This is a genomic window from Klebsiella sp. w6 (assembly GCF_033100215.1).
GTDB lineage: Bacteria > Pseudomonadota > Gammaproteobacteria > Enterobacterales > Enterobacteriaceae > Klebsiella > Klebsiella variicola.
The window spans coordinates 474,928-501,445 of sequence record NZ_CP136907.1; the positions used below are offsets into that span (position 1 = coordinate 474,928).

Annotated in this window: 24 protein-coding genes; 20 read left to right on the forward strand and 4 right to left on the reverse strand. The window is 56.5% G+C overall.

Features of this window, described 5'->3' with window-relative positions:
• The first annotated feature begins 37 nt into the window (after nucleotides 1-37).
• The 8 genes from csrD to tldD all read left to right on the forward strand — a co-directional run bounded on the left by csrD (nucleotide 38) and on the right by tldD (nucleotide 12,308).
• Nucleotides 38-1,978 (forward strand): RNase E specificity factor CsrD, encoded by a 1,941-nt coding sequence (gene csrD, locus R0140_RS02305; RefSeq protein WP_008806692.1) that lies wholly within the window; start codon nucleotides 38-40, stop codon nucleotides 1,976-1,978.
• A gap of 305 nt (nucleotides 1,979-2,283) precedes the next feature.
• Nucleotides 2,284-3,327, forward strand: a complete 1,044-nt coding sequence (mreB, locus tag R0140_RS02310; protein ID WP_002918653.1) for a rod shape-determining protein MreB — start codon at nucleotides 2,284-2,286, stop codon at nucleotides 3,325-3,327.
• A 70-nt stretch (nucleotides 3,328-3,397) separates the two neighbouring features.
• The gene (mreC, locus tag R0140_RS02315) at nucleotides 3,398-4,390 is read left to right on the forward strand and encodes a rod shape-determining protein MreC (RefSeq protein WP_008806690.1); all 993 of its coding nucleotides are present in this window, start codon (nucleotides 3,398-3,400) and stop codon (nucleotides 4,388-4,390) included.
• On the forward strand, nucleotides 4,390-4,878 hold the full coding sequence (mreD, locus tag R0140_RS02320) for a rod shape-determining protein MreD (RefSeq protein WP_008806689.1): 489 nt from the start codon (nucleotides 4,390-4,392) through the stop codon (nucleotides 4,876-4,878). Before mreC ends, mreD begins: the two co-directional genes overlap by 1 nt.
• 7 nt (nucleotides 4,879-4,885) lie before the next feature.
• A complete protein-coding gene (locus tag R0140_RS02325; protein WP_008806688.1) occupies nucleotides 4,886-5,467 on the forward strand; it encodes a Maf family protein in 582 nt (193 codons plus the stop codon).
• Nucleotides 5,468-5,469: 2 nt separating this feature from the next.
• A complete protein-coding gene (rng, locus tag R0140_RS02330) occupies nucleotides 5,470-6,939 on the forward strand; it encodes a ribonuclease G (RefSeq protein ID WP_008806687.1) in 1,470 nt (489 codons plus the stop codon).
• A 37-nt stretch (nucleotides 6,940-6,976) separates the two neighbouring features.
• Nucleotides 6,977-10,774: an AsmA2 domain-containing protein YhdP gene (yhdP, locus tag R0140_RS02335; protein ID WP_032736472.1), complete on the forward strand. Its 3,798-nt coding sequence runs from the start codon at nucleotides 6,977-6,979 to the stop codon at nucleotides 10,772-10,774.
• Between the two features lie 88 nt (nucleotides 10,775-10,862).
• Nucleotides 10,863-12,308 carry a metalloprotease TldD gene (gene tldD, locus R0140_RS02340; protein WP_008806685.1) on the forward strand — a complete coding sequence of 482 codons (1,446 nt, stop codon included), beginning with the start codon at nucleotides 10,863-10,865 and terminating at the stop codon, nucleotides 12,306-12,308.
• Between the two features lie 35 nt (nucleotides 12,309-12,343).
• On the opposite strand, the gene aaeR is transcribed toward tldD, so the two are convergent.
• Entirely contained in the window at nucleotides 12,344-13,273 is a 930-nt protein-coding gene (aaeR, locus tag R0140_RS02345; RefSeq protein ID WP_008806684.1) for an HTH-type transcriptional activator AaeR, read from the reverse strand.
• A 131-nt stretch (nucleotides 13,274-13,404) separates the two neighbouring features.
• Between aaeR and aaeX the strand changes: the two genes are divergently transcribed.
• From aaeX to R0140_RS02365, 4 genes are all read left to right on the forward strand, one after another.
• On the forward strand, nucleotides 13,405-13,608 hold the full coding sequence (gene aaeX / locus R0140_RS02350; protein ID WP_002918640.1) for a p-hydroxybenzoic acid efflux pump operon protein AaeX: 204 nt from the start codon (nucleotides 13,405-13,407) through the stop codon (nucleotides 13,606-13,608).
• A gap of 7 nt (nucleotides 13,609-13,615) precedes the next feature.
• Nucleotides 13,616-14,548, forward strand: a complete 933-nt coding sequence (gene aaeA, locus R0140_RS02355) for a p-hydroxybenzoic acid efflux pump subunit AaeA (RefSeq protein ID WP_008806683.1) — start codon at nucleotides 13,616-13,618, stop codon at nucleotides 14,546-14,548.
• A gap of 5 nt (nucleotides 14,549-14,553) precedes the next feature.
• Nucleotides 14,554-16,521, forward strand: coding sequence for a p-hydroxybenzoic acid efflux pump subunit AaeB (gene aaeB, locus R0140_RS02360; protein ID WP_008806682.1), 1,968 nt, complete (start codon nucleotides 14,554-14,556; stop codon nucleotides 16,519-16,521).
• 79 nt (nucleotides 16,522-16,600) lie between these two features.
• Nucleotides 16,601-16,876, forward strand: a complete 276-nt coding sequence (locus R0140_RS02365) for a barstar family protein (protein WP_008806681.1) — start codon at nucleotides 16,601-16,603, stop codon at nucleotides 16,874-16,876.
• 193 nt (nucleotides 16,877-17,069) lie between these two features.
• Here the strand turns inward: R0140_RS02365 and yhcN-B are convergent, their stop codons facing one another.
• The 3 genes from yhcN-B to argR all read right to left on the reverse strand — a co-directional run bounded on the left by yhcN-B (nucleotide 17,070) and on the right by argR (nucleotide 18,542).
• A complete protein-coding gene (gene yhcN-B / locus R0140_RS02370; RefSeq protein WP_008806680.1) occupies nucleotides 17,070-17,336 on the reverse strand; it encodes a DUF1471 family stress response protein YhcN-B in 267 nt (88 codons plus the stop codon).
• Between the two features lie 98 nt (nucleotides 17,337-17,434).
• Nucleotides 17,435-17,698: a peroxide/acid stress response protein YhcN gene (gene yhcN / locus R0140_RS02375; RefSeq protein WP_008806679.1), complete on the reverse strand. Its 264-nt coding sequence runs from the start codon at nucleotides 17,696-17,698 to the stop codon at nucleotides 17,435-17,437.
• 373 nt (nucleotides 17,699-18,071) lie between these two features.
• Nucleotides 18,072-18,542 (reverse strand): transcriptional regulator ArgR, encoded by a 471-nt coding sequence (gene argR, locus R0140_RS02380; protein WP_002918625.1) that lies wholly within the window; start codon nucleotides 18,540-18,542, stop codon nucleotides 18,072-18,074.
• A gap of 414 nt (nucleotides 18,543-18,956) precedes the next feature.
• On the opposite strand from argR, the gene mdh reads away from it, so the two are divergent.
• The 8 genes from mdh to oadA all read left to right on the forward strand — a co-directional run bounded on the left by mdh (nucleotide 18,957) and on the right by oadA (nucleotide 26,515).
• A complete protein-coding gene (gene mdh / locus R0140_RS02385) occupies nucleotides 18,957-19,895 on the forward strand; it encodes a malate dehydrogenase (protein WP_008806678.1) in 939 nt (312 codons plus the stop codon).
• Nucleotides 19,896-20,026: 131 nt separating this feature from the next.
• Entirely contained in the window at nucleotides 20,027-20,656 is a 630-nt protein-coding gene (locus tag R0140_RS02390) for a GntR family transcriptional regulator (protein ID WP_008806677.1), read from the forward strand.
• Entirely contained in the window at nucleotides 20,643-21,308 is a 666-nt protein-coding gene (locus tag R0140_RS02395) for a GntR family transcriptional regulator (RefSeq protein WP_008806676.1), read from the forward strand. The genes R0140_RS02390 and R0140_RS02395 overlap by 14 nt, the downstream gene beginning before the upstream one ends.
• A gap of 211 nt (nucleotides 21,309-21,519) precedes the next feature.
• Nucleotides 21,520-22,788: an SLC13 family permease gene (locus R0140_RS02400; RefSeq protein ID WP_012967161.1), complete on the forward strand. Its 1,269-nt coding sequence runs from the start codon at nucleotides 21,520-21,522 to the stop codon at nucleotides 22,786-22,788.
• A 32-nt stretch (nucleotides 22,789-22,820) separates the two neighbouring features.
• On the forward strand, nucleotides 22,821-23,720 hold the full coding sequence (gene ttdA, locus R0140_RS02405; protein ID WP_008806674.1) for a L(+)-tartrate dehydratase subunit alpha: 900 nt from the start codon (nucleotides 22,821-22,823) through the stop codon (nucleotides 23,718-23,720).
• Nucleotides 23,720-24,337 carry a L(+)-tartrate dehydratase subunit beta gene (gene ttdB, locus R0140_RS02410; RefSeq protein WP_012967163.1) on the forward strand — a complete coding sequence of 206 codons (618 nt, stop codon included), beginning with the start codon at nucleotides 23,720-23,722 and terminating at the stop codon, nucleotides 24,335-24,337. Before ttdA ends, ttdB begins: the two co-directional genes overlap by 1 nt.
• 141 nt (nucleotides 24,338-24,478) lie before the next feature.
• Nucleotides 24,479-24,730 carry an oxaloacetate decarboxylase subunit gamma gene (locus R0140_RS02415; protein ID WP_012540458.1) on the forward strand — a complete coding sequence of 84 codons (252 nt, stop codon included), beginning with the start codon at nucleotides 24,479-24,481 and terminating at the stop codon, nucleotides 24,728-24,730.
• A gap of 15 nt (nucleotides 24,731-24,745) precedes the next feature.
• The gene (oadA, locus tag R0140_RS02420; RefSeq protein WP_032741034.1) at nucleotides 24,746-26,515 is read left to right on the forward strand and encodes a sodium-extruding oxaloacetate decarboxylase subunit alpha; all 1,770 of its coding nucleotides are present in this window, start codon (nucleotides 24,746-24,748) and stop codon (nucleotides 26,513-26,515) included.
• The last annotated feature ends 3 nt before the right edge of the window (nucleotides 26,516-26,518 follow it).

Below are 26,518 nucleotides of genomic sequence, written 5' to 3' on the forward strand. Positions count from 1 at the left end.
CATCGGGCAGTCATTCACTCGCGGAGTTAACACAGGGATGCGATTAACGACGAAGTTCTCAGCCTTTATCACGCTGCTAACTAGCCTGACCATCTTTGTCACGCTGATTGGCGCTTCGCTGAGTTTTTATAACGGCATTGAGAACAAGGTCGAAAACCGGGTTCAGGCGGTGGCGACCATGCTGGATAACCGGCTCATCACCACCTCTTTTGATCAGCTTGAGCCGCAGCTGGATGAGCTGATGACGCCGATCGAGATCGTGCATATCGATTTCATGCTTAACGGCAAACCACTCTACAGCCACTCCCGAACCGACAGCTACCGCCCGCTTGGCAGCCATGAGCAATTCCGTGAGATCACGGTCCCGTCGCTTAAACACCCCGGTATCACTCTGCATCTGGTCTACGTTGACCCAATGGTGAACTATTTCCGCTCGCTGTCGATCACGGCCCCGCTGTCGATCTCCATCGGCTTTATGGTGGTGATTATTTTCTTCGCCGTCCGCTGGATCCGCCGCCAGCTGGCTGGTCAGGAGCTGCTTGAGCTGCGTTCCACGCGCATCCTGAGCGGCGAGCGCGGGCCGCAGGTGCGCGGATCGGTCTATGAATGGCCAGCCAGCACCAGCAGCGCGCTGGATATGCTGCTGTCGGAGCTGCAATTCGCCAGCGATCAGCGCAGCCGTATGGATACGCTGATTCGCTCCTATGCGGCACAGGATTCTAAAACGGGCCTGAATAACCGCCTGTTCTTTGATAATCAGCTGGCCACGCTGCTGGAAGACCAGGAGAAAGTGGGCGCCTACGGCATCGTCATGATGATCCGTCTGCCGGAGTTCGATCTGCTACGGGACAACTGGGGACGGGCGGCCGCCGAAGAGCATTACTTCACGCTTATCAACCTGCTCTCTACCTTTATTATGCGTTATCCCGGCGCGCTACTGGCGCGCTATCACCGTAGCGACTTCGCCGTGCTGCTGCCGCACCGCACGTTAAAAGAGGCGGATAGTATCGCCGGGCTGTTGCTGAAGGCCATGGACGCACTGCCGCCGACGCGCATTCTCGATCGCGACGATATGATGCATATCGGGATCTGTGCTTTCCGCAGCGGGCAATCGACAGCGCAGGTGATGGAGCACGCGGAAGCGGCAACGCGCAACGCGGTGCTGCAGGGTAGCAATAGTTGGTCGGTTTACGATGACACCCTTCCTGAGAAAGGTCGCGGCAACGTTCGCTGGCGGACGCTGATCGAACAGATGCTGAGCCGCGGGGGACCGCGGTTGTACCAAAAACCTGCCGTTACCCGCGATGGCCGGGTGCATCACCGTGAACTGATGTCGCGGATGTACGACGGTAAAGAAGAGGTGATCGCCGCCGAGTACATGCCGATGGTGCTGCAGTTTGGTCTGGCGGAGGAGTATGACCGCCTGCAGGTGACGCGCCTGCTGCCATTTTTAGGCTTCTGGCCTGAAGAAAACCTGGCGTTACAGCTGTCGGTGGAGTCGCTGATCCGTCCCCGTTTTCAGCGCTGGCTGCGCGATGCCTTAATGCAGTGTGAAAAATCGCAGCGTCAGCGGATTATTTTTGAACTTGCGGAGGCAGATGTTTGTCAATATATCGGCCGTCTGCAGCCGGTTATGCGGTTGGTTAACGCCCTGGGCGTTCGGGTGGCGGTCGTTCAGGCGGGACTAACCCTGGTGGGAACCAGCTGGATCAAGCAGCTGGATGCGGAGTTGATCAAACTGCATCCTGGGCTGGCGCGCAACATTGAAAAGCGCAGTGAGAACCAGCTGCTGGTGCAAAGTCTGGTGGAAGCCTGCAAAGGCATGCCTATGCAAGTTTTTGCGACGGGCGTACGCAGCCGCAGCGAGTGGTTAGTGCTGTCCCAATGCGGTGTCACAGGCGGTCAGGGGGAATTTTTTGCGGCCTCACAGCCACTTGACACAAATGTGAAAAAATATTCGCAAAGATACTCGGTTTGATCTGCCGTTTAGCGTGATTTCACGTAGAATAACGCGCGCCATCGTGAAGGGGGTGTGCTTGTCTACTCGCCGGATCATCGCAATGTAAATGCCAGTGACCCTCCTTTGACAGGTTACAAATTCAGGCGTGGAGCGCTGCTGAAGATTTCAGCAATGAACGGAGTCGGAAAAATTTGTAACAAAGGAAATGAACTGCACTAATTTTCACCGCAGCAGGTGATTTTTGCGCCTTGTCGCTGCTGCGTGTGGTTGGTAAAGTAAGCGGATTTTGTTTTCCGCCCCAGCTTTCAGGATTATCCCTTAGTATGTTAAAAAAATTTCGTGGCATGTTTTCCAATGACCTGTCCATTGACCTGGGTACCGCGAATACCCTTATTTACGTAAAAGGACAAGGCATCGTATTGAATGAGCCTTCCGTGGTGGCCATTCGTCAGGATCGTGCCGGATCGCCGAAAAGCGTCGCCGCCGTAGGTCATGAAGCGAAGCAGATGCTCGGCCGTACCCCGGGTAATATCGCGGCGATTCGCCCGATGAAGGACGGCGTCATCGCTGACTTCTTCGTGACGGAAAAGATGCTGCAGCACTTTATCAAACAAGTGCACAGCAACAGCTTTATGCGCCCGAGCCCGCGCGTGCTGGTGTGCGTACCGGTTGGCGCCACCCAGGTTGAGCGTCGTGCGATCCGTGAATCCGCGCAGGGCGCTGGCGCTCGTGAAGTCTTCCTGATCGAAGAGCCGATGGCGGCAGCGATTGGCGCAGGCTTACCGGTTTCTGAAGCGACCGGTTCTATGGTTGTCGATATCGGCGGCGGTACTACCGAAGTCGCGGTTATTTCCCTGAACGGCGTGGTCTACTCTTCTTCCGTGCGTATCGGCGGCGACCGTTTCGACGAAGCCGTGATTAATTACGTGCGTCGTAACTACGGCTCCCTGATCGGTGAAGCGACCGCTGAGCGTATCAAACACGAAATCGGTTCGGCTTACCCGGGCGATGAAGTGCGTGAAATCGAAGTTCGCGGCCGTAACCTGGCGGAAGGCGTACCACGCGGCTTTACCCTGAATTCCAACGAAATTCTTGAAGCGCTGCAGGAGCCGCTGACCGGCATCGTGAGTGCGGTCATGGTTGCTCTGGAGCAGTGCCCGCCGGAACTGGCTTCTGATATCTCCGAGCGCGGGATGGTTCTTACCGGCGGTGGTGCGCTGCTGCGCAACCTGGACCGTCTGTTAATGGAAGAAACCGGTATTCCAGTCGTGGTTGCTGAAGATCCGCTGACCTGCGTAGCGCGTGGCGGCGGCAAGGCGCTGGAAATGATCGACATGCACGGCGGCGACCTGTTTAGCGAAGAGTAGTCAGCCTGAAGGTCTGGGGTGGCTTAGCGGCTGCCCCTGGTCTTTACTGACACGAGAATACGCATAGCCTATGAAGCCAATTTTTAGCCGTGGCCCCTCGCTACAGATTCGCCTTATTCTGGCGGTGCTGGTGGCGCTTGGCGTCATTATCGCCGACAGCCGCCTGGGTACGTTCAGTCAAATCAGAACGTACATGGATACAGCCGTCAGCCCTTTCTACTTTGTCTCTAATGGTCCCCGGGAACTCCTCGACAGCGTATCGCAAACGCTGGCGACCCGCGATCAGCTCGAACTGGAAAACCGCGCGCTGCGTCAGGAACTGTTGCTGAAAAACAGCGATCTGCTGATGCTGGGCCAGTACAAGCAAGAGAACGCGCGTCTGCGTGAACTGCTTGGCTCGCCGCTGCGCCAGGACGAACAAAAAATGGTGACGCAGGTCATCTCAACGGTCAACGACCCCTACAGCGATCAGGTGGTTATTGATAAGGGCAGCGTGAACGGTGTTTACGAAGGCCAGCCGGTTATCAGCGATAAAGGCGTAGTGGGGCAGGTCGTGGCCGTGGCGAAAATGACCAGCCGGGTGCTGCTGATCTGCGATGCCACCCATGCGCTGCCGATCCAGGTCCTGCGTAACGACATTCGCGTGATTGCCGCCGGTAACGGCTGTACTGACGATCTCCAGCTTGAGCATCTGCCGGCGAATACCGATATTCGCGTCGGCGATGTGCTGGTGACCTCTGGTCTCGGTGGCCGCTTCCCGGAAGGGTATCCGGTCGGGGTGGTCTCCTCGGTGAAGCTGGACACTCAGCGCGCCTACACCGTGATTCAGGCGCGTCCGACGGCCGGGCTGCAGCGCTTGCGCTATCTGCTGCTGCTGTGGGGCGCCGATCGCAATGGCGCCAACCCGATGACCCCGGAAGAGGTCCATCGCGTGGCTAACGAGCGCCTGATGCAGATGATGCCGCAGGTGCTGCCTGCGCCGGATGCCATGGGGCCGCAGATGCCGGCGCCAGCCACCGGGCTGACGCCATCGCAGCCGTCTCTGCCTGCAGGGGGGCAATAGTGGCAAGTTATCGTAGCCAGGGACGCTGGGTTATCTGGCTCTCGTTTCTTATCGCGCTATTGCTGCAAATTATGCCCTGGCCGGCGGACATCAGCGTTTTCCGGCCCAACTGGGTATTATTGATCCTGCTGTACTGGATCCTCGCCCTGCCGCACCGGGTGAACGTGGGGACGGGCTTCGTGATGGGGGCTATTCTTGATCTCATTAGCGGCTCGACGCTGGGCGTTCGCGCCCTGTCCTTAAGCATTATCGCCTATCTGGTCGCGCTGAAATATCAGCTGTTCCGTAACCTGGCGCTGTGGCAACAAGCGCTGGTGGTCATGCTGTTATCCCTGGCCGTGGATATCATTGTTTTCTGGGCAGAGTTTTTAGTGATCAACGTCTCTTTCCGTCCGGAAGTATTCTGGAGTAGTGTAGTAAACGGTGTCCTCTGGCCATGGCTCTTCCTGCTGATGCGCAAAGTGCGTCAGCAATTTGCAGTGCAATAAGGTTGATATGACAACTCTGTATCTTGCTTCAGGTTCCCCGCGTCGGCAGGAACTGCTGACTCAGCTTGGTCTCACTTTCGAGCGTCTGGTTCCCGGTATTGAGGAACAGCGCCAGCCGCAGGAGAGCGCCGAGCACTATGTTGTCCGCCTGGCGCGCGAAAAAGCGCAGGCCGGGGTGGCGATGGCATCGCGCGATTTGCCGGTGCTGGGGGCGGATACGATTGTCATTCTTAACGGCGAAGTGCTGGAGAAACCGCGCGACGCTGAACACGCTGCAGCAATGCTGCGTCTGCTTTCCGGCCAAACGCATCAGGTCATGACTGCGGTGGCGCTGGCAGATACGCAGCAGACGCTGGACTGTCTGGTGGTCACGGACGTGACCTTCCGGCTGCTTAGCGAGCAGGATATCGCCGAATATGTGGCCAGCGGCGAGCCTTTAGATAAAGCAGGTGCATACGGTATTCAAGGGTTGGGTGGTTGCTTCGTCAGGAAGATTAATGGCAGCTATCACGCCGTAGTCGGCTTACCGCTGGTGGAAACGTATGAGTTGCTCAGTAACTTTAACTCACTGCGTAAAGAAAAGGGATAAAGATGACGGCTGAATTATTAGTTAACGTAACGCCATCCGAAACGCGCGTCGCGTATATCGATGGCGGTATTCTGCAGGAAATCCATATTGAGCGTGAAGCGCGACGCGGAATAGTAGGCAATATCTACAAAGGTCGTGTTAGCCGAGTGCTGCCGGGAATGCAGGCGGCTTTTGTAGATATTGGTCTCGATAAGGCGGCGTTCCTCCACGCCTCCGATATCATGCCGCATACCGAATGTGTCGCTGGTGAGGAGCAAAAGCAGTTTACCGTACGCGATATTTCGGAGCTGGTGCGCCAGGGCCAGGACCTGATGGTCCAGGTGGTCAAAGATCCGCTGGGCACCAAAGGCGCGCGTCTGACCACGGATATCACCCTGCCTTCCCGTTATCTGGTGTTTATGCCAGGCGCCTCCCATGTGGGAGTATCCCAACGCATTGAAAGCGAAGCCGAGCGTGAGCGGTTGAAGAAGGTTGTCGCAGATTACTGCGACGAGCAGGGCGGATTTATCATTCGCACCGCTGCGGAAGGGGTTCACGAGCAGGAAATGGCCGCCGATGCCGCCTATCTGAAGCGCGTCTGGACCAAGGTGATGGAGCGCAAAAAGCGCAATCAGACCCGTTATCAGCTGTACGGCGAGCTGGCCCTGGCTCAGCGCGTGCTGCGTGATTTTGCCGATGCGCATCTCGACCGTATTCGCGTCGACTCTCGCCTGACCTACGAGGCGTTACTTGAGTTCACCGCTGAATATATCCCGGAAATGACCAGCAAGCTGGAACACTACAGCGGTCGCCAGCCGATTTTCGATCTCTTTGACGTGGAGAACGAAATTCAGCGCGCGCTGGAGCGTAAGGTTGAGCTGAAGTCCGGGGGCTACCTGATCATCGACCAGACCGAGGCGATGACTACCATTGATATCAATACCGGGGCGTTTGTCGGGCACCGGAATCTTGACGATACTATCTTCAATACCAATATCGAAGCCACCCAGGCGATAGCCCGCCAGCTACGTTTGCGTAACCTCGGCGGTATTATCATCATTGATTTCATTGACATGAACAATGAAGACCATCGGCGACGGGTACTGCACTCCTTAGAGCAGGCGCTGAGTAAAGATCGGGTGAAAACCAGCATCAACGGTTTCTCTCAACTGGGGCTGGTGGAGATGACCCGCAAGCGGACGCGTGAAAGCGTGGAGCATGTGCTGTGCAACGAGTGCCCGACCTGCCACGGACGCGGAACGGTAAAGTCGGTTGAAACGGTATGCTATGAGATTATGCGTGAGATCGTCCGCGTGCATCATGCTTATGATTCCGATCGCTTCCTGGTCTATGCTTCCCCTGCGGTGGCGGAAACCCTGAAAGGGGAAGAGTCGCACGCGCTGGCGGAAGTGGAAATCTTTGTCGGCAAGCAGGTCAAGGTACAAATTGAGCCGCTCTATAATCAAGAGCAGTTCGATGTGGTTATGATGTAAGACACCGCGTCATTGTGCGGCTGACAAGGAGAGAGGCGTGAGGCGACTGCCCGGGATTTTATTGCTCACCGTGGCAACATTGATTGTTATCGTCGCGCTGCTGGTGAGTGGCTTGCGTCTCGTGTTGCCGCAGCTTGACGCCTGGCGTCCGCAGCTGCTGGAGAAGATTTCCACACTTACCGGCACGCCGGTGGATGCCTCGCAGATCACCGCCAGCTGGCAAAATTTTGGTCCGACGTTAGATGTCCGTGATATTCAGGTCGGGCTGAAAGACGGCGGCAAAATGGCGGTGAAGCGCGTGACCCTGGCGCTGGACGTCTGGCAGAGTTTGCTGCATATGCGCTGGCAGTTCCGCGATCTTACCTTCTGGCAGCTGCAGGTTCATACCAACACCCCTATTCAGACCAATGACGGCGGCGAAAGCCTGAAAACCGACCGCATCAGCGATCTCTTTTTACGTCAGTTCGACCACTTTACCCTGCGCGACAGCCATCTGAGCTTCCTGACCATTTCCGGTCAGCGGGCGGAGCTGGCAGTCCCGCAGCTGACCTGGCTTAACGGCAGGAACCGTCACCGCGCCGAGGGGCAGCTTAGCCTCTCCAGTCTCACCGGCCAGCATGGCGTGATGCAGGTGCGGATGGATCTCCGCGATGAGGATGGCCTGCTGAATAAAGGGCGAGTCTGGCTACAGGCTGACGATATTGACGTCAAACCGTGGCTCGGCCGCTGGATGCAGGACAATATCGCTCTGAAGAGCGCCCGCTTCAGCCTTGAAGGTTGGATGACCATTGAAAAAGGCGATGTGGCCAGCGGTGACGTATGGCTGAAAAAAGGGGGCGCCAGCTGGCAGGGGGATGACGAGGTGCATCACCTGTCAGTGGATAACCTGACGGCGCATCTCTCCCATGACAAGCAGAGCTGGGGCTTCTACATTCCCGATACGCGGATCGCTATCGACGATAAACCCTGGCCAAGCGGCGCGCTGGCGATGGCCTGGATCCCGGCGCAGGACGTCGGTGGCGACGACCATCAGCGTAGCGATGAATTACGCATTCGTGCCAGCAACTTAACCCTCAGCGGCCTCAGCGGATTACAGCCCTTCGCCGATAAGCTGGCGCCTTCCCTGGGCGAGCTCTGGCGCACCACGCAGCCCAGCGGGAAAATCAACCTGCTGGCGCTCGATATTCCCCTTCAGGCGACGGAGAAAACGCGCTTTCAGGCGCAGTGGAGCGATCTGGCATGGAAGCAGTGGAAACTCCTGCCGGGAGCGGAACACTTTTCCGGCAGTCTGAATGGCAGCGTTGAGCACGGGGAACTGCGCGCCCGCATGACGCAGGCGCTGATGCCTTATACCGGTGTTTTCCGCGCCCCGCTGGAGATCGCCGCTGGCGAAGCCACCCTCAGCTGGGTGAAAAACGACAAAGGGTTTATGCTTGATGGCCGCGATATTGACGTGCAGGCGACGGGTGTCCGCGCCCGCGGCGGCTTCCGCTATCTGCAACCGCAGGGAGATGATCCCTGGCTGGGCATTCTGGCGGGCATCAGCACCAATGATGGTGGCCAGGCATGGCGTTACTTCCCGGAAAACCTGATGGGCAAGGCGCTGGTGGACTATCTCAGCGGCGCGATTAAAGCCGGACAGGCTCGCGATGCGACGCTGGTGTATGGCGGCAATCCGCATCTTTTCCCTTACCCGCATAATGAAGGGCAGTTCCAGGTTTATGTCCCACTGAAGAACGCCACTTTTGCCTTCCAGCCGGACTGGCCGGCGCTGACCGGGCTGAACATCGACCTCAACTTCATCAATAACGGGTTGTGGATGCGGGCGGATAAAGCGATGCTCGGCAATGTCACCGCCAGCAATCTCGATGCCGCGATCCCGGACTATACCGCTGAAAAGCTGTTGATTGATGCCGATATCAAAGGCCCGGGCAAAGAGGTGGGACCTTATTTCAACACCACGCCGCTGAAAGAGACCCTGGGAGCGGCGCTGGATTCCCTGCAGCTGGACGGGGATGTGAGCGCTCGCTTACATCTTAACATCCCTTTAGATGGCGAAATGACCACCGCGAAAGGCGATGTGCGTCTGCAGAATAACAGTCTGTTTATCAAGCCGTTAGACACCACTCTGCAAAACCTGAGCGGGAATTTCAGCTTCGTGAATGGCGATCTCAATAGCGAAACGTTGAGCGCGACCTGGTTTCATCAGCCGCTGAATCTCAATTTTTCCACCCGGGAGGGCGAAAAAGCGTTTCTGGTGGACGTCGGGATGAACGCCAACTGGCAGCCATCGCATACCGGGTTGCTGCCAAAAGCCGTCAACGAGTCGCTGAGCGGCAGCGTGCCGTGGGAGGGCAAGGTCGCTATCGAACTGCCGTACCATGGTAACGCCAGCTATAAGGTTGATATCAACGGCGACCTCAAGAATGTGAGCAGTCACTTACCTTCGCCGGTCAATAAGCCCGCTGGAGAGCCGATGCCGATCAAAATTAACGTCGCCGGCGGTTTGAGCAGCTTCGACCTGACCGGCTCCGTCGGCGCGAAGAATCATATCAACAGCCGCTGGTTGCTGAACCATAAGCTGACGTTGGATCGGGCAATCCTTACTTCGGACAGCAAGGGGCTCTCTCCGCTGCCTGACCAGCCTGGGGTTGAACTCAATTTGCCACCGATGGATGGCGCTCAATGGCTGGCGCTCTTTCAAAACGGGGCGGCGAATGAAGTCAGCAGCACCATACTCTTTCCCCAGCGCATTGTGCTGCGTACGCCGTCGCTGGCGCTTGCCGGTCAACAGTGGAACAACGTCAGTCTGATGTCGCAGCCGGTCGCCGGCGGCTCGCAGGTCGAGGCGCAGGGGCGTGAAATCAACGCTACCCTGACGATGCGCGACAATGCGCCCTGGCTGGCGAATGTGCGTTATCTCTATTTCAACCCGACCAGCGCCAATGGCCAGACCGGTGAGAAGAACGCTGCCCCGCAGGCAGAGACGCGGCTGGATTTCCACGGCTGGCCCGATCTGCAGCTGCGCTGTGCGGAATGCTGGTTGTGGGGGCAAAAATATGGCCGTATTGACGGCGATGTGGCGATTAAGGGCGATACCTTAACGCTCTCCAATGGTCTGGTGGATACCGGGTTTGGCCGACTGACGACCGATGGCGTCTGGGTCAGCGCGCCGACCGGTGTACGCACGTCGCTGAAAGGCAAACTGCATGGCAATAAAACGGATGAGTTTGCCAGTTTCTTCGGCGTTTCCACGCCGGTGAAGGATTCGCCGTTTGACATCGACTATGATCTGCACTGGCGCGCGCCGCCCTGGTCGCCCGATGTCGCATCGCTCAATGGGATCATTAAAAGCCACCTCGGCAAGGGACAGTTTACCGACCTGAGTACCGGACACGCTGGCCAGCTGCTGCGTTTGCTGAGCGTTGATGCCCTGCTGCGTAAGCTGCGCTTCGACTTTAGCGATACCTTCAGCGAGGGCTTTTACTTCGACTCGATTAACAGTACGGCATGGATCAAGGATGGCGTGCTGCATACCGACGATACGCTGGTGGATGGCCTGGAAGCGGATATTGCCATGAAAGGTTCGGTCGATTTGGTGCGTCGCCGGCTGGATCTGCAGGCGGTGGTGGCGCCGGAGATCTCTGCGACCGTCGGCGTGGCGGCGGCTTTTGCCGTCAACCCTATCGTCGGCGCGGCGGTGTTTGCCGCCAGCAAGGTGCTGGGCCCGCTGTGGAACAAAGTCTCGATTCTGCGCTATCGCATTACTGGTCCGATTGACCAGCCGCAGATCAATGAGGTGCTGCGCCAGGCGCGTAGCAACAAAAAGCAATGATTTGACGATTGCCGGGAATTGCCGCAATCTCAATAGATCGCCTTCTGTATTTCCGCCTGTCAGGCGGCAACAAACGAGTAGCATAACGATGAGTCTGAACCTGGTAAGTGAACAATTACTGTCGGCAAATGGCCTGAATCATCAGGATCTGTTTGCCATTCTTGGTCAACTGACCGAGCGCCGCCTCGATTACGGCGATCTCTATTTTCAGTCGAGCTATCACGAATCCTGGGTTCTGGAAGACAGCATCATTAAAGATGGGTCGTACAACATTGACCAGGGCGTAGGCGTGCGCGCCGTCAGCGGCGAAAAAACGGGCTTTGCCTATGCGGACCAGATTAGCAAGCTGGCGCTGGAGCAGAGCGCCCAGGCGGCGCGGACGATTGTGCGTGATACCGGTAATGGCAAAGTGCAGACCCTGGGAGCCGTTGAGTACAGCCCTTTGTACACCAGCATCGACCCGCTGCAGAGCATGAGTCGGGAAGAGAAGCTGGATATTCTGCGCCGGGTGGACAAAGTCGCCCGGGCGGCGGACAAGCGCGTGCAGGAAGTTTCGGCCAGCCTGAGCGGCGTTTATGAGCTGATTCTGGTGGCCGCCACCGACGGCACCCTCGCCGCGGATGTTCGCCCGCTGGTGCGCCTTTCGGTCAGCGTGCTGGTGGAAGAGGATGGCAAGCGTGAGCGCGGCAGCAGCGGCGGCGGTGGACGCTTTGGCTATGACTATTTCCTCGCCTCCCAGGAGGGCGACGTGCGGGCTGATGCCTGGGCGAAAGAAGCCGTGCGCATGGCGCTGGTGAACCTTTCGGCAGTCGCCGCCCCGGCGGGGATGCTGCCGGTGGTGCTCGGCGCCGGCTGGCCTGGCGTCCTGCTGCACGAAGCGGTCGGCCATGGGCTGGAAGGTGATTTCAACCGTCGCGGCACCTCGGTCTTTAGCGGCCATATGGGGGAATTAGTTGCCTCTGAGCTGTGCACCGTGGTGGATGACGGCACCATCGTCGATCGTCGCGGGTCGGTTGCCATCGATGACGAAGGCACGCCGGGGCAATACAACGTGCTGATCGAAAACGGCATCCTGAAAGGCTATATGCAGGATAAGCTCAATGCGCGTCTGATGGGCGTCGCGCCGACCGGTAACGGCCGTCGCGAGTCGTATGCCCATCTGCCGATGCCGCGTATGACCAACACCTATATGCTGGCGGGCCAGTCGACGCCGCAGGAGATTATCGAGTCGGTCGACTACGGTATCTTCGCGCCTAACTTTGGCGGCGGGCAGGTGGATATCACCTCCGGTAAGTTTGTCTTCTCTACCTCCGAGGCCTATCTGATCGAAAAAGGGAAGGTCACGAAGGCGGTGAAAGGGGCCACGCTGATCGGCTCCGGGATTGAAACCATGCAGCAGATTTCGATGGTAGGGAATGACCTGCGGCTGGATAACGGCGTTGGCGTTTGTGGCAAAGAGGGCCAGAGCGTGCCGGTGGGCGTCGGCCAGCCGACCCTGAAGGTCGATAATCTTACCGTCGGCGGTACCGCCTGATCCTGACCAGGTTCCCGGCGCTGCCGGGAACCGCTTCACCGGGCGATCCCGCGCCCGTGCATGCCTTGATAGATCTTCGCCACGTCGACAAAATACTCTGTCAGATAGTTGATACAGACCTGCACTTTCAGCGGCAGTTTATCCTTTTCCGTATACAGCGCGTAGACCGGCCGTGGATCGGACTGATAGCTGGGCAGCAGGATCTCAAGCTCGCCGCGGTTGATCTCTTCGATCGCCCACATCAATGGTACATAAGCGATACCCACCCCGGCTGTCAGCCAGCGTATCAGCGTCATGGGATCGTTGGTCACAAAGCGCCCCTGCGGGATCAGGCGGGTTGAGATCCCTTCCGGGGCGATAATTTCAAATTCGTTATCCGGACGTACGCTATATTCGAGCCATGAATGGCTGGCGAGGTCGGCCGGTTTCTCCGGATTGCCTGCCTGCGCCAGATAGCTTTTGGCGGCGCATAATACCATCGGCATTGAGCCCAGGCGGCGGGAAAAAAGGCTGGAATCCTGCAGGGCCCCCACGCGGATCACCACGTCAAGGCCGTCGGCGATCAGGTCAGGGGCTGGTATGCCGGTGACCAGATTGACGGAGAGTCCGGGGTATTCTTTCAGCATTTCCGCCGTTATGCGCGCCAGAACATTTTGTGCCATAGTTGAAGAGCAACCGATGCGCAGCGTCCCGATGGGGGTGTTATTAAATGCGTATAATTGCTCATGGACATCCTGCGCTTCAAACAGCATCCTACGGCAGCCCTGGTAATAGATTTTACCTGCTTCAGTTAAGCCAAGGCTGCGGGTGCTGCGGTTGAGCAGCTTTACCTGCAGCTCATCTTCCAGTTTGGCGACGGTCTGACTGATCGAAGAAACGCTCATCTGAAGCTGGCGGGCCGCCGCGGTGAATGAACCTAATTCGACCACTTTGGCGAAAACGGACATGCGTTTTAATCGTTCCATTATTCACTCTGGCTTAAAAGTGATTTAGATCACACATTGTAGATAATGCGGCAATCGTTACGTTAATATATTGTTAGCTACATAATAAACGCATCTGCTCACTACCTGTACGCTTCTTATTCAAGGTCATCATGAGTCTGTTTCCTGTCATCGTGATTTTCGGCTTATCGTTTCCGCCGATCTTCTTCGAGTTGCTTTTGTCGCTGGCCATCTTTTGGCTGGTGCATCGACTGCTGGTTCCGACCGGCATTTACGATTTTGTCTGGCACCCTGCACTGTTTAATACGGCGCTATATTGCTGCCTTTTTTATTTGATATCGCGCTTGTTCGTTTGAGGTTGATGTGAAAACACTAACAAGAAATATCCTCCGTACCGCTATTACCGTGATACTGGTCATTTTGGCTTTCGTGGCGATTTTCCGCGCCTGGGTCTATTACACCGCTTCGCCGTGGACGCGGGATGCGCGCTTTAGCGCTGACATTGTGGCGATTGCCCCTGACGTCTCCGGGCTGATTTCCCAGGTAAACGTCAAGGATAACCAACTGGTTAAGAAAGACCAGGTATTGTTCGTTATTGACCAACCTCGTTACCAAAAAGCGCTGGCGGAGGCGGAAGCCGATGTCGCCTACTACCAGACCTTAGCGCAGGAGAAGCGCGTTGAAGCGGGTCGGCGTAATAAGCTGGGCATACAGGCGATGTCGCGGGAAGAAATAGACCAGGCGAACAACGTGCTGCAAACCGTTGAGCATCAGTTGGCGAAAGCGGTAGCCAGCCGCGATCTGGCCAGGCTGGACCTCGAGCGCACAGAAATTCGCGCCCCCGCGGATGGCTGGGTGACCAACCTTAACGTCTATACCGGGGAGTTTATTACCCGTGGCTCCACGGCGGTGGCGCTGGTGAAAGAGAATACGTTTTACGTCATGGCCTATCTGGAAGAGACCAAGCTGGAAGGCGTCCGCCCTGGCTACCGTGCGGAGATTACCCCGCTTGGCAGCAGCAAAACCATTAAAGGGACAGTGGACAGTATCGCTGCAGGGGTGACCAACGCCAGCAGCAGCAGCGACTCGAAAGGGATGGCCTCGGTCGACTCCAACCTTGAGTGGGTGCGTCTGGCGCAGCGTGTGCCGGTGCGTATTCGCCTCGACCAGCAGCAGGGCAATCTGTGGCCATCGGGCACCACGGCGACGGTGGTGATCACCGGTAAAGAAGACCGCGATACCAGCCGGGCCAACTTCTTCCAGAAACTGGCTATGCGCCTGCGCGAATTCGGTTAATCGCTATGGGGACATATACCATTGCTCCCCGGCATCTCCGCTTTGCCATTAAGCTTGCATGCGCGGTGGTGCTGGCGCTGTTCGTCGGTTTCCATTTTCAGCTCGAAACACCGCGCTGGGCAGTACTGACGGCAGCGATCGTCGCCGCCGGGCCAGCCTTTGCTGCTGGCGGCGAACCTTACTCGGGCGCGATCCGCTATCGTGGGATGTTGCGAATTGCCGGGACCTTTATTGGCTGTATTGCGGCGCTGATTATCATCATCCTGATGATCCGTGCGCCTCTGCTGATGATGCTGGTTTGCTGCCTGTGGGCCGGGTTTTGTACCTGGATTTCGTCGCTGGTTAAGGTCGAGAACTCCTATGCCTGGGGACTGGCCGGGTACACTGCGCTGATTATCATTATCACCATCCATACCAACCCGATGCTGGCGCCGCAGTTTGCGGTCGAACGCTGCAGTGAAATTGTCATCGGTATTGTCAGCGCCATCGTCGCCGATCTCCTGTTTTCGCCACGTTCGATTAAAAAAGAGATCGACCTTGAGCTGGATAACCTGCTGATTGCGCAATATAAGCTGATGCAGTTATGCGTCGCCCACGGTGAAAAAGAGGAAGTGGATCAGGCGTGGGGCGCGCTGGTGCGTCGCACCACGGCGCTGGAAGGTATGCGCAGTAATCTGATCATGGAATCCTCTCGCTGGGCGAAGGCGAATCAGCGCCTGAAGGCGATCAATACCCTTTCATTAACGCTTATCACCCAGGCTTGCGAGACCTACCTGATTCAGAACTCGCGCCCGGAAATGGTGACGGATGACTACCGTGAGCTGTTCGCCGAGCCGGTGGAGACAGTGCAGGACGTCCACCAGCAGCTGAAGCGTATGCGCCGTTTTCTGACCTGGAAAGGCGAGCATAATACGCCCGTCACCATCTACAGCTGGGTGGGTGCCGCTACGCGCTACTTATTGCTTAAGCGTGGCGTGGTGGGTAACACCAAAATCAGTCGCATTGAAGATAGTGTGCTGCGCGGCGAAGCGGTGGTCAAAGTGGAATCTGCTGAGCGCCACCATGCGATGGTGAACTTCTGGCGTACCTCCGTCTCCTGTATCCTCGGGACGCTGTTCTGGTTGTGGACAGGCTGGACCTCAGGCAGCGGCGCGATGGTGATGATTGCCGTCGTTACCGCGCTGGCGATGCGCCTGCCTAACCCCCGAATGGTGGCGATGGACTTCCTTTATGGCACCCTGGCGGCGTTACCGCTGGGTACCCTGTACTTCCTGGTGATCATGCCGGCGACGCAGCAGAGCATGCTGCTGCTTTGCATCAGCCTGGCGGCGATGGCGTTCTTTATCGGTATCGAAGTGCAGAAAAGGCGTCTCGGATCGCTGGGAGCGCTGGCGAGCACCATTAACATTCTGGTGCTGGATAACCCGATGCAGTTTCAGTTCAGTCAGTTCCTCGACAGTGCGCTGGGGCAGATCGTCGGCTGTTTCCTTGCCCTGATGGTCATTCTCATTGTCAGGGATAATTCTCGGGCCAGAACCGGTCGGGTGCTGTTGAATCAGTTTGTCTCTGCGGCGGTCTCTTCGCTGACAACGAACTCGGCGCGTCGTAAAGAGAACCATCTGCCCGCGCTCTATCAGCAGTTGTTTTTATTGCTCAATAAGTTCCCCGGCGATGTCGCCCGCTTCCGTCTGGCATTGACGTTGATTATTGCCCATCAGCGCCTGCGTGATGCGCCCGTGCCGGTGAACGACGATCTGTCGGCCTTCCATCGACAGCTGCGACGTACCGCAGATCATGTGATCTCCGCCGGGAGTGATGATAAGCGTCGGCGCTACTTTACCCAGCTGCTGGCTGAGCTTGATGTCTATCAGGAGAAGTTGCGGGTCTGGGAGGCTTCGCCCCAGGTGACCGAGCCCGTGCGGCGGCTGGTTGAGATGTTGCACAAGTACCAGCATGTGCTGACCAGCAGTTAACCCCTAAACCGACGCCCAGGCGTCGGTTTTTTTATCGCTATACTTAACGGCGACAGGAAGAGAAGCGGGAGGGGCTGCCATGACCACCTATACGTTTGATTTTGACGAAATCGCCGAACAACAGGATTTCTACCGGGAGTTTTCCCGAACCTTTGAGCTGGCTCAGGATAAGGTCAACAACCTCGATTCACTGTGGGACGCGGTGACTGGTGGGCTGCTGCCATTGCCGCTGGATATTGAGTTTATTCATTTAAACGACAAGCAGCGTCGGCGCTTCGGCGCGCTGATTTTATTATTTGATGAAGCAGAAGAGGAGCTGGAGGGGGAGTTGCGCTTTAACGCCCGGCATGGCTAAACGTTCATTTCTAATCTGTTGAATATTGGTGAAGGCTTCCCTCCAGAGGTTGCGCGCCTCGCCGACCGTGACGGACGTGTTTCTGAACCAGGGGAGCGTATTTAGACATCGCTGTTCCGGACGGGGCCGGCGATGAAGCAAAAAAAAGCCCCCGGCAGGCGGGGGCAAGTCGTCGAAATAAGACGACGAGGGTTTATTTGTACAGCTCAGCGGTGGCGTGCCAGCTATCGCCGGTACGTGCTTCAATAATACGGTAGCTGCTGGCGCCTTCTTTCTCGGCTTTAGCGGCCAGCTCCTGACGCATGTCCATTGGCGCACTACCTACCTGGGATACGGAGATGGTGCCCATGGACTGCAGGTTTTGTGCTTGTTCAGCGTTAACTTGCTGAACGGCCGCGCTTGCGCCGAAAGAGAGAACGGAAGCCAGGCCAAGGGATGCGATGATCATTGCGCGTTTCATAATCTTTACTCCAGTCTTTGTTTTGCCGCGGCGGGGGATGTATGCGCCCAGGCCGCGGTAGAGAATCTGTGTCGGGTTAGTCGTTGACGAACTACAACTTATTTATAAAGCTCAGCGGTGGCATGCCAGTGGTCGCCAGTGCGGGCTTCGATAATGCGATAAGAAGAAGCCCCTTCTTCCTGCGCTTTCTTGTTCAGCATTTCATGCATATCCATCGGGGAAGAGGCTACCGCGCCGACGGAAACTGTGCCGATGGCCTCGCGGCCCTGGGCTTGCTCGCTGTTGATAACGTCAGCGGCAAAAGCGCCAAACGACACGACGGACAGGATGCTGAGTGCTGCTACAGTGGTTTTGATTTTCATGATGTTCACCTCGTCGAATCTTTTTGTTGAGGGTCTTTGTTTCGTGACCCTCATCACAAAACCAAGTATACACTAATCACCAAAAATATTAATACCATGCTAATTGTTTTGCGCGTTAATAGTTACAATGAATTGCGCTTTTTATAACCTATAAGAATTAAAAATGACAACTTATCCGCAGTGATAAGATTTATTTCTAATAAAATCATAAAGGTATGCGAATTTGATCTTTTGTGCGTTTTAGGCGTTTCCCTTAAGTAAAAGAACGTATAGACGCGTTAAATCACACAAAATGTTAAATAATTGTTGGATTGAGGGGCGTGAGAGAGAAAGAAAGGGGAGTCGCCCTCTGACGATTGCCAGAGGGGAATACTCAGAGTTCCTGTTCGAACAGGACCAGGATGGCGTCGTGCAGATCTTTCACCGTAAAGCCGCGCGCAGGGGTGGTGAAGATGGTGTCATCCCCGGCGATGCTGCCGAGAATACCTTCCGCCTTGCCCAGCGAGTCGAGAAGACGGGCAATCAGCTGCGCCGCGCCGGGGCTGGTGTGAATCACCACGACGGCATCGTTATAGTCGATATCCAGCACCAGATTTTTCAGCGGGCTGGAGGTGGTCGGCACGCCAAGCTCAGCAGGCAGGCAATAGACCATTTCCATTTTGGCGTTACGGGTACGAACCGCGCCAAATTTGGTGAGCATGCGGGAGACCTTCGATTGGTTGATATTCTCGAAGCCTTCTTCCTGCAGCGCCTGGACGATCTCTCCCTGCGAGCTGAATTTCTCTTCTTTAAGCAGCGCTTTAAACGCTTTAACCAGTTCTTCTTGTTTTGCCGAACTTCGCATAAGTCACCCAGATTATGGTGGTAAAAACAACATCATTATGCATAACCGTGAATTTTTATGCAAATAATCCGCAACGGGATAGGTCAATAATGTTATGAAGGGGGCATATTTTAGCAAAAAAACCATATAAGGAACATGTTCACATCACAACGCTTAAAGCCATGTAAAAGTAAATGAAATGTTATTGAGTTGGTGTTGTTTTGCGCAACTGGCTGGGTGTATTGTAACCAACAGTCGATCCGGTACTTCGCTTTGCTGGATGGTCAGTCAGGAAGCATAAAGTGCGCCGCTGTTCTATTGCTACGCACAATAATGCATTCTTCAGCCATAATCATTGTAATTGTTCATCTTGTGAATTAAGGTCCAGGCGACGGAATAACGAAAGACTAAATTAACCATAATAAGGAGTTTAGGATGAAAGTTGCAGTCCTTGGCGCCGCCGGTGGTATCGGCCAGGCGCTTGCCCTACTACTTAAGACCCAACTGCCTTCAGGTTCAGAGCTCTCGTTGTACGACATCGCTCCGGTTACGCCGGGCGTGGCGGTAGATCTAAGTCATATCCCCACAGATGTAAAAATTAAAGGATTTTCCGGTGAAGATGCTACCCCGGCGCTGGAAGGCGCTGATGTGGTGCTGATCTCCGCGGGCGTAGCGCGTAAGCCCGGCATGGATCGTTCCGACCTGTTTAATGTGAATGCCGGCATCGTTAAGAACCTGGTGCAGCAGATTGCCAAAACCTGCCCACAGGCCTGCATCGGTGTTATCACCAACCCGGTGAATACCACCGTGGCTATCGCCGCCGAAGTGCTGAAAAAAGCCGGCGTGTACGATAAAAACAAGCTGTTCGGCGTCACCACGCTGGACATTATCCGCTCCAATACCTTTGTCGCTGAGCTGAAAGGTAAATCGGCAACCGAGGTGGAAGTCCCGGTCATTGGTGGTCACTCCGGCGTCACCATTCTGCCATTATTGTCGCAGATCCCGGGCGTCAGCTTCAGCGATCAGGAAGTGGCCGATCTGACTAAACGCATTCAAAATGCCGGTACCGAAGTCGTGGAAGCGAAAGCGGGCGGTGGGTCGGCGACGTTGTCGATGGGTCAGGCGGCTGCGCGCTTTGGTCTCTCTCTGGTTCGCGCGATGCAGGGAGAGAAAGGTGTGGTGGAGTGCGCCTACGTGGAAGGCGACGGCCACTATGCGCGTTTCTTCTCCCAGCCGCTGCTGCTGGGGAAAAACGGCGTGGAAGAGCGACAGTCTATCGGCAAACTCAGCGCCTTTGAGCAGCAGGCGCTGGAAGGCATGCTGGACACCCTGAAGAAAGATATCGCGCTCGGTGAAGACTTCGTCAACAAGTAACCTCGCACGTGCAAAAAAGCCGGAACCGTTGTTCCGGCTTTTTATTGCCTCACTTTTCGCCTCCATGCGCCAGCGGTCGGGCAAATCTGCTAAAATCCCCCGCGTTTTAAGCCACCAGCCATGAGGACAGCGTGAAAAAGATCGAAAGAAAACAGACCCGGGACCAAATCGCGCAGATGATTCGTTATCAGATCCTCTCCGGCGCCATGAAACCCGGGGAGGAACTGACTCAGGAGAACATCGCGGAACAATTGGGACTTTCACGTATGCCGGTTAGGGAAGCGCTACAGTCCCTTGAACAGGAAGGATTTCTGGTGCGCTTGCCTAACCGACATATGCAGGTCTCCACGCTGGCCGTCGAGGATGTGAGCCATATTTTTCGCGTTATCGCGGTGATGGCTGCGGAACTGTTTGCCCTCGTGCCGGCAAATCAGGGGGAATTACTTCGCGCGCGCGCGCAGGAGCTGGCGCGTGCTGGCGATAACGCCGGTGAACTGGCGTTTCATCAGTTGCTGATTTCCTATCTTGATAACCGCTATCTGGCAAAGGCGTATCAGCAATTTTTGGACGGTTATATTTCCTATGTCATTCTGTACCTGAAAGAGGATGGCCAGGAGTCGGCGCAGATCCTGAACGAACTGGCGAGCGCCATTGGCCATGGCGAAGGCGAAAAAATTGCTCAGGCAACACAGCGTTATTTCCTTATGCTTGCGGAGATAATGCGTCAACATATGAAGGATTGGGAAAGTGCAGAAGCCTAAATTAGGGAAAATTAAGCTTCTTTCCGCGAAGGAGCAGGTGGCGGCGGTTTTGCGTAAAGCGATCCTTTCGCGGGATTTAGTGGAAGGGCAGGAAATTACCCTTGAAGGGATTGCCAAAATGGTTGGCGTTTCCAGCATGCCGGTACGTGAAGCGTTTCAGATTTTAGCCGCCGATGGTCTGATTCAAGTGCGGCCGAATAAAGGTGCGGTGGTGCTGGGGATTAATGAGCAGACTATCCGCGAGCATTACGAAATTCGCGCTGTACTGGAAAGTGAAGCGGTGGCGAAAGCTTCTCGTCCAGGGACCGATATTTCACGCATCGCTCAGGTTCACTATGCCGCAGAGAAGGCGCTGGCAGACAATAATTCTGCTGAATATTCCGACCTGAACCAGGCCTTCCACATGGAGATCTGGAACGCGGCGGGAAATGAAAAAATGAAGATGCTGCTCTGCAACATGTGGAACGGACTGTCGATGGGGCACAAGGTGACCGAAGAAGAGTACGCCGTCATTTCCCTCCGTGAACATAAAGCGATCTTACAAGCGCTTGAGCAGCATAACGAAGCGCTGGCCCGTCAGCGAATGCATGAGCATATCATCCGCTCGATGGAGAATATGCTCACGCGTTACCTGCCCGATCCTGCTCCCTGACCGGATCGATCGCCAGCGAATAGCTGGCGTTTATTATATTTATCAACGTTATTAATTCCTTCACGTGACGATCTGCACAGGATCTTGATGCAGATCTCATTGCGCGATCATTCCACAAAAACGCATTGACTTACTTTTTGCATGGGAATAATTTCTCCCTCGTCAATATTGGATACAATATCATATATCATTGATAGGAAGAATTATAAGTATGGAACCGATTACCATCACCCTATGTTTGCTGGTGTTCGCTATCGTCATGTTCGTCTGGGAGAAAGTGCCGCTGGCAGTGACTTCCATGGTGGTTTGCGTGGCGTTAGTGGTCACTGGCGTATTGGATCTGAAGCAGGCCTTTGCTGGTTTTATCGACAGCAACGTCATTCTTTTTGTCGCCATGTTCATCGTTGGCGGGGCGTTATTTGAGACCGGGATGGCCAATAAAGTCGGTGGGGTGATCACTCACTTCGCCAAAACGGAGAAGCAGCTGATCTTCACCATTATGGTGGTGGTTGGCGTGATGTCAGGTTTTCTCTCCAATACCGGTACAGCAGCCGTATTGATCCCGGTCGTCATTGGCGTGGCCGCCAAATCGGGATTTTCCCGCTCGCGTCTGCTGATGCCGCTGGTGTTTGCTGCCGCGCTGGGCGGCAACCTGTCGCTGATTGGCGCCCCGGGCAACCTGATCGCGCAATCGGCCTTACAGAACATCGGCAGCGGCTTCGGTTTCTTTGAGTATGCGAAAGTGGGTCTACCGATGCTGGTCTGCGGCATCCTCTATTTCCTGACCATCGGCTATAAGTTTTTGCCCAATAATCCAAACAGCGGGGAAGTGGGCAGCGTCGGCGAACAGCGGGATTACAGCCACGTTCCACGCTGGAAGCAGATCCTGTCCCTGGTGGTGTTGATCGCCACGATCCTCGGCATGATTTTCGAAAAACAGACCGGCATTAGCCTGGCGGTGGCCGGCTGTATCGGTGCCCTGGTGCTGGTGGTTACCGGGGTGCTGACGGAAAAGCAAGCTTACAAAGCTATTGATTCACAGACTATTTTTATTTTCGGCGGCACCCTGGCGCTGGCAAAGGCGCTGGAAATGACCGGGGCGGGCAAGCTGGTGGCTGACCAGGTTATCGGTCTGCTGGGCAACAACTCCTCGCCGTTCATGCTGCTGGTGGTGGTCTTTGCCCTCTCCGTGGTGATGACCAACTTTATGTCCAATACCGCCACCGTCGCGCTGTTGGTGCCGGTGAGCCTGTCGATTGCCGCCGGTATGGGCGCCGATCCGCGTGCGGTGCTGATGGCGACGGTGATTGGCAGCTCCTGCGCCTATGCGACGCCGATCGGGATGCCCGCCAATATGATGGTGCTGTCGGCCGGGGGCTATAAGTTCGTCGATTACGCCAAATCCGGCATCCCTCTGATTATCGTTTCCACCATTGTCAGCCTGATCCTGCTGCCAATCCTTTTCCCTTTTCATCCGTAACTTACGGACGCTGTTCTGACTAAGGAGCCTTTATGAGCAAAAGCGAACAGATATCCCGCATGACCGACATCATGGCCAGATTTGTGGGATATACCGGCAAAGTATTGCCTGATGACGTCACGGCAAAACTAAAAGAGTTGCATAAGAAAGAGACCAGCCAGCTGGCGGACGTCATCTTTACCACCATGATTGAAAACCAGCGTCTGGCGAAAGAGCTGGATCGTCCCTCCTGCCAGGATACCGGCGTGATCCAGTTTCTGGTGGAGTGCGGCGCCAACTTTCCGCTGATCGGCGAACTGGAAGCGCTGCTGCGCGAATCGGTGATCAAAGCCACCGTCGACTCCCCGCTGCGTCATAACAGCGTCGAGACCTTTGATGAATACAACACCGGTAAAAACGTCGGTAAAGGTACGCCGACGGTCTTCTGGGAGATCGTTCCCAATTCCGATCAGTGCAGCATCTACACCTATATGGCTGGCGGCGGCTGCTCGCTGCCGGGTAAAGCGATGGTGTTAATGCCTGGCGCTGGCTATGAAGGGGTGACCCGCTTTGTGCTGGATGTGATGACCAGCTATGGCCTGAACGCCTGTCCGCCATTGCTGGTTGGCGTTGGGGTGGCAACGTCGGTGGAAACCGCGGCGCTGCTGTCGAAGAAAGCGCTGATGCGCCCGATTGGCTCGCACAATGATAACGAACGGGCGGCATCGCTGGAAAAAATGCTCGAAGACGGCATCAACAAAATCGGTCTGGGCCCGCAGGGGATGTCCGGCAATACCTCCGTGATGGGCGTCAATATCGAAAATACCGCACGCCATCCTTCCACCATTGGCGTGGCGGTCAACGTCGGCTGCTGGTCGCACCGCAAAGGACATATCGTTTTCGATAAAGACCTGAACTACACCATTACGTCTCACACAGGAGTGGCATTCTGATGGCTAAAAAAATACTCACTACGCCCATTAAAGATGAAGATTTAGCTGATATTAAAGCGGGCGATATCATTTATCTCAACGGCCATATTGTGACCTGTCGCGATGTGGCTCATCGTCGCTTAATTGAGGGCGGGCGTGAATTACCGGTCAATGTTGCCGGTGGCGCGATATTGCATGCCGGGCCGATTGTGCGACCGATTAAAGGTTCGGAAGATAAATTTGAAATGGTCTCCGTTGGGCCGACCACCAGTATGCGCATGGAGAAATTTGAAAAAGAGTTTATTGCCAGGACTGGCGTGAAATTAATCGTTGGTAAAGGCGGTATGGGGAAGGGAACCGAAGAGGGTTGCGCCGAGCATAAAGCCTTGCACTGCGTGTTCCCGGCCGGCTGCGCGGTCGTCGCCGCGGTCTGCGTGGAAGAAATCGAAGATGCGCAGTGGCGTGATTTAGGGATGCCGGAAACCTTATGGGTATGTCGTGTGAAAGAGTTCGGGCCGTTAATTGTCTCAATCGATACCCACGGCAATAACCTGTTTGAGCAGAATAAAGTGATCTTTAATCAGCGCAAAGACATGGTCGCCGATGAAATCTGCAAACATGTGAGCTTCATTAAATAACCCCGATTGAATATATAGCGCAGTAATGGCAGCGGCAGCTGACTGCTAAACAGAGGCTTCTGACCAGGCGGTCCGGGGAAATCCACTCGGCTAACGCGGTCTGCTGTTAGCCATTATTGCGCCCCTCCCAAAGGCTATTTTATGACTGACAATGCCGTCCTGTTAGGCGAAGGCTTCACCCTGATGTTTCTCGGCATGGGCTTTGTGCTGGTGTTTCTGCTGCTGCTCATCTTTGCCATCCGGGGAATGTCCCTCGCCGTCAACCGCCTGTTTCCCGAGCCGCCTGCCGCCCCCAAACCGGCACCGGCCGCCGTCGCGCCCGCCGACGACTTCGCCCGCTTAAAGCCGGCGATTGTCGCCGCCATTCACCACCATCGCCGTCTTCACCCTTAATTCACGGAGGAATTTATGACCGTTGCCATTACCGATGTCGTCCTGCGCGACGCCCACCAGTCCCTGTTCGCCACCCGTCTGCGTCTCGACGATATGCTCCCCGTCGCCGCTCAGCTGGATGACGTCGGCTACCGCTCGCTGGAGTGCTGGGGCGGCGCCACCTTTGACGCCTGCATCCGCTTCCTCGGCGAGGACCCGTGGGTCCGCCTGCGCGAGCTGAAAAAGGCGATGCCGAAGACCCCGCTGCAGATGCTGCTCCGCGGCCAGAACCTGCTCGGCTACCGCCACTACGCCGACGACGTGGTGGAGCGCTTCGTGGAGCGCGCCGTCAAAAACGGCATGGACGTCTTCCGCGTCTTCGACGCCATGAACGACCCGCGCAACATGCAGGCCGCCCTGCAGGCGGTCCGCCGCCACGGCGCCCACGCCCAGGGCACGCTTTCGTACACCACCAGCCCGGCGCACACCCTGCAGACCTGGCTTGACCTCACCGAACAGCTGCTGGAGACCGGCGTCGACTCCGTCGCCATCAAGGACATGTCCGGCATTCTGACGCCGCATGCCGCCTTTGAGCTGGTCAGCGAAATCAAGAAGCGCTACGACGTCACCCTGCACCTGCACTGTCATGCCACCACCGGGATGGCGGAGATGGCGCTGCTGAAGGCCATTGAAGCCGGGGTCGATGGCGTGGATACGGCGATTTCGTCCATGAGCGCCACCTACGGCCACCCGGCCACCGAGGCGCTGGTCGCCACCCTCGCCGGCACGCAATATGACACCGGGCTGGATATCCACAAGCTGGAGAGCATCGCGGCGTACTTCCGCGAGGTGCGTAAGAAGTACCACGCCTTCGAAGGCCAGCTGAAGGGCACCGACAGCCGCATCCTCGTCGCCCAGGTCCCGGGCGGGATGCTCACCAACCTCGAAAGCCAGCTGAAGCAGCAGAGCGCCGCCCACCGTCTGGATGAGGTGCTGGCGGAAATCCCCCGCGTGCGCGAGGACCTCGGCTTCATCCCGCTGGTGACCCCGACCTCGCAGATTGTTGGCACCCAGGCGGTGCTCAACGTCCTGACCGGCGAGCGCTACAAAACCATCGCGAAGGAGACCGCCGGTATCCTGAAGGGCGAGTACGGCCACACCCCGGCGCCGGTGAACGCCGCCCTGCAGGCGCGGGTGCTTGACGGCGCTGAAGCCATCACCTGCCGCCCGGCCGACCTGCTGAAGCCGGAGCTGGCGCAGCTGGAAGCCGACGTCAGACGCCAGGCGCAGGAGAAGGGCATCACCCTTGCCGAAAACGCCATCGACGACGTGCTCACCGTGGCGCTGTTCCCGCAGCCCGGCCTCAAGTTCCTCGAAAACCGCCACAACCCGGCAGCCTTTGAGCCGGTACCGCAGGCGGAAGCCGCGCAGCCGCTGGCAAAAGCAGAAAAACCAGCCGCCTCCGGTATCTACACCGTGGAGGTGGAAGGCAAAGCCTTTGTGGTCAAAGTCAGCGACGGCGGCGACGTCAGCCAGCTCAGCGCCGCGCCGGTGGCCGCTGCGCCTGCTGCCGCCCCGGCTCCGGCCGGCGCCGGCATCCCGGTGACCGCCCCGCTGGCGGGCACTATCTGGAAGGTGCTGGCCGCGGAAGGCCAGACGGTGTCCGAAGGCGAGGTGCTGCTGATTCTGGAAGCCATGAAGATGGAAACCGAAATCCGCGCCGCGCAGGCCGGGACCGTACGCGGTATCGCGGTGAAAGCCGGCGACGCGGTGGCGGTCGGCGACACTCTGCTGCAGCTGGCGTAAGGA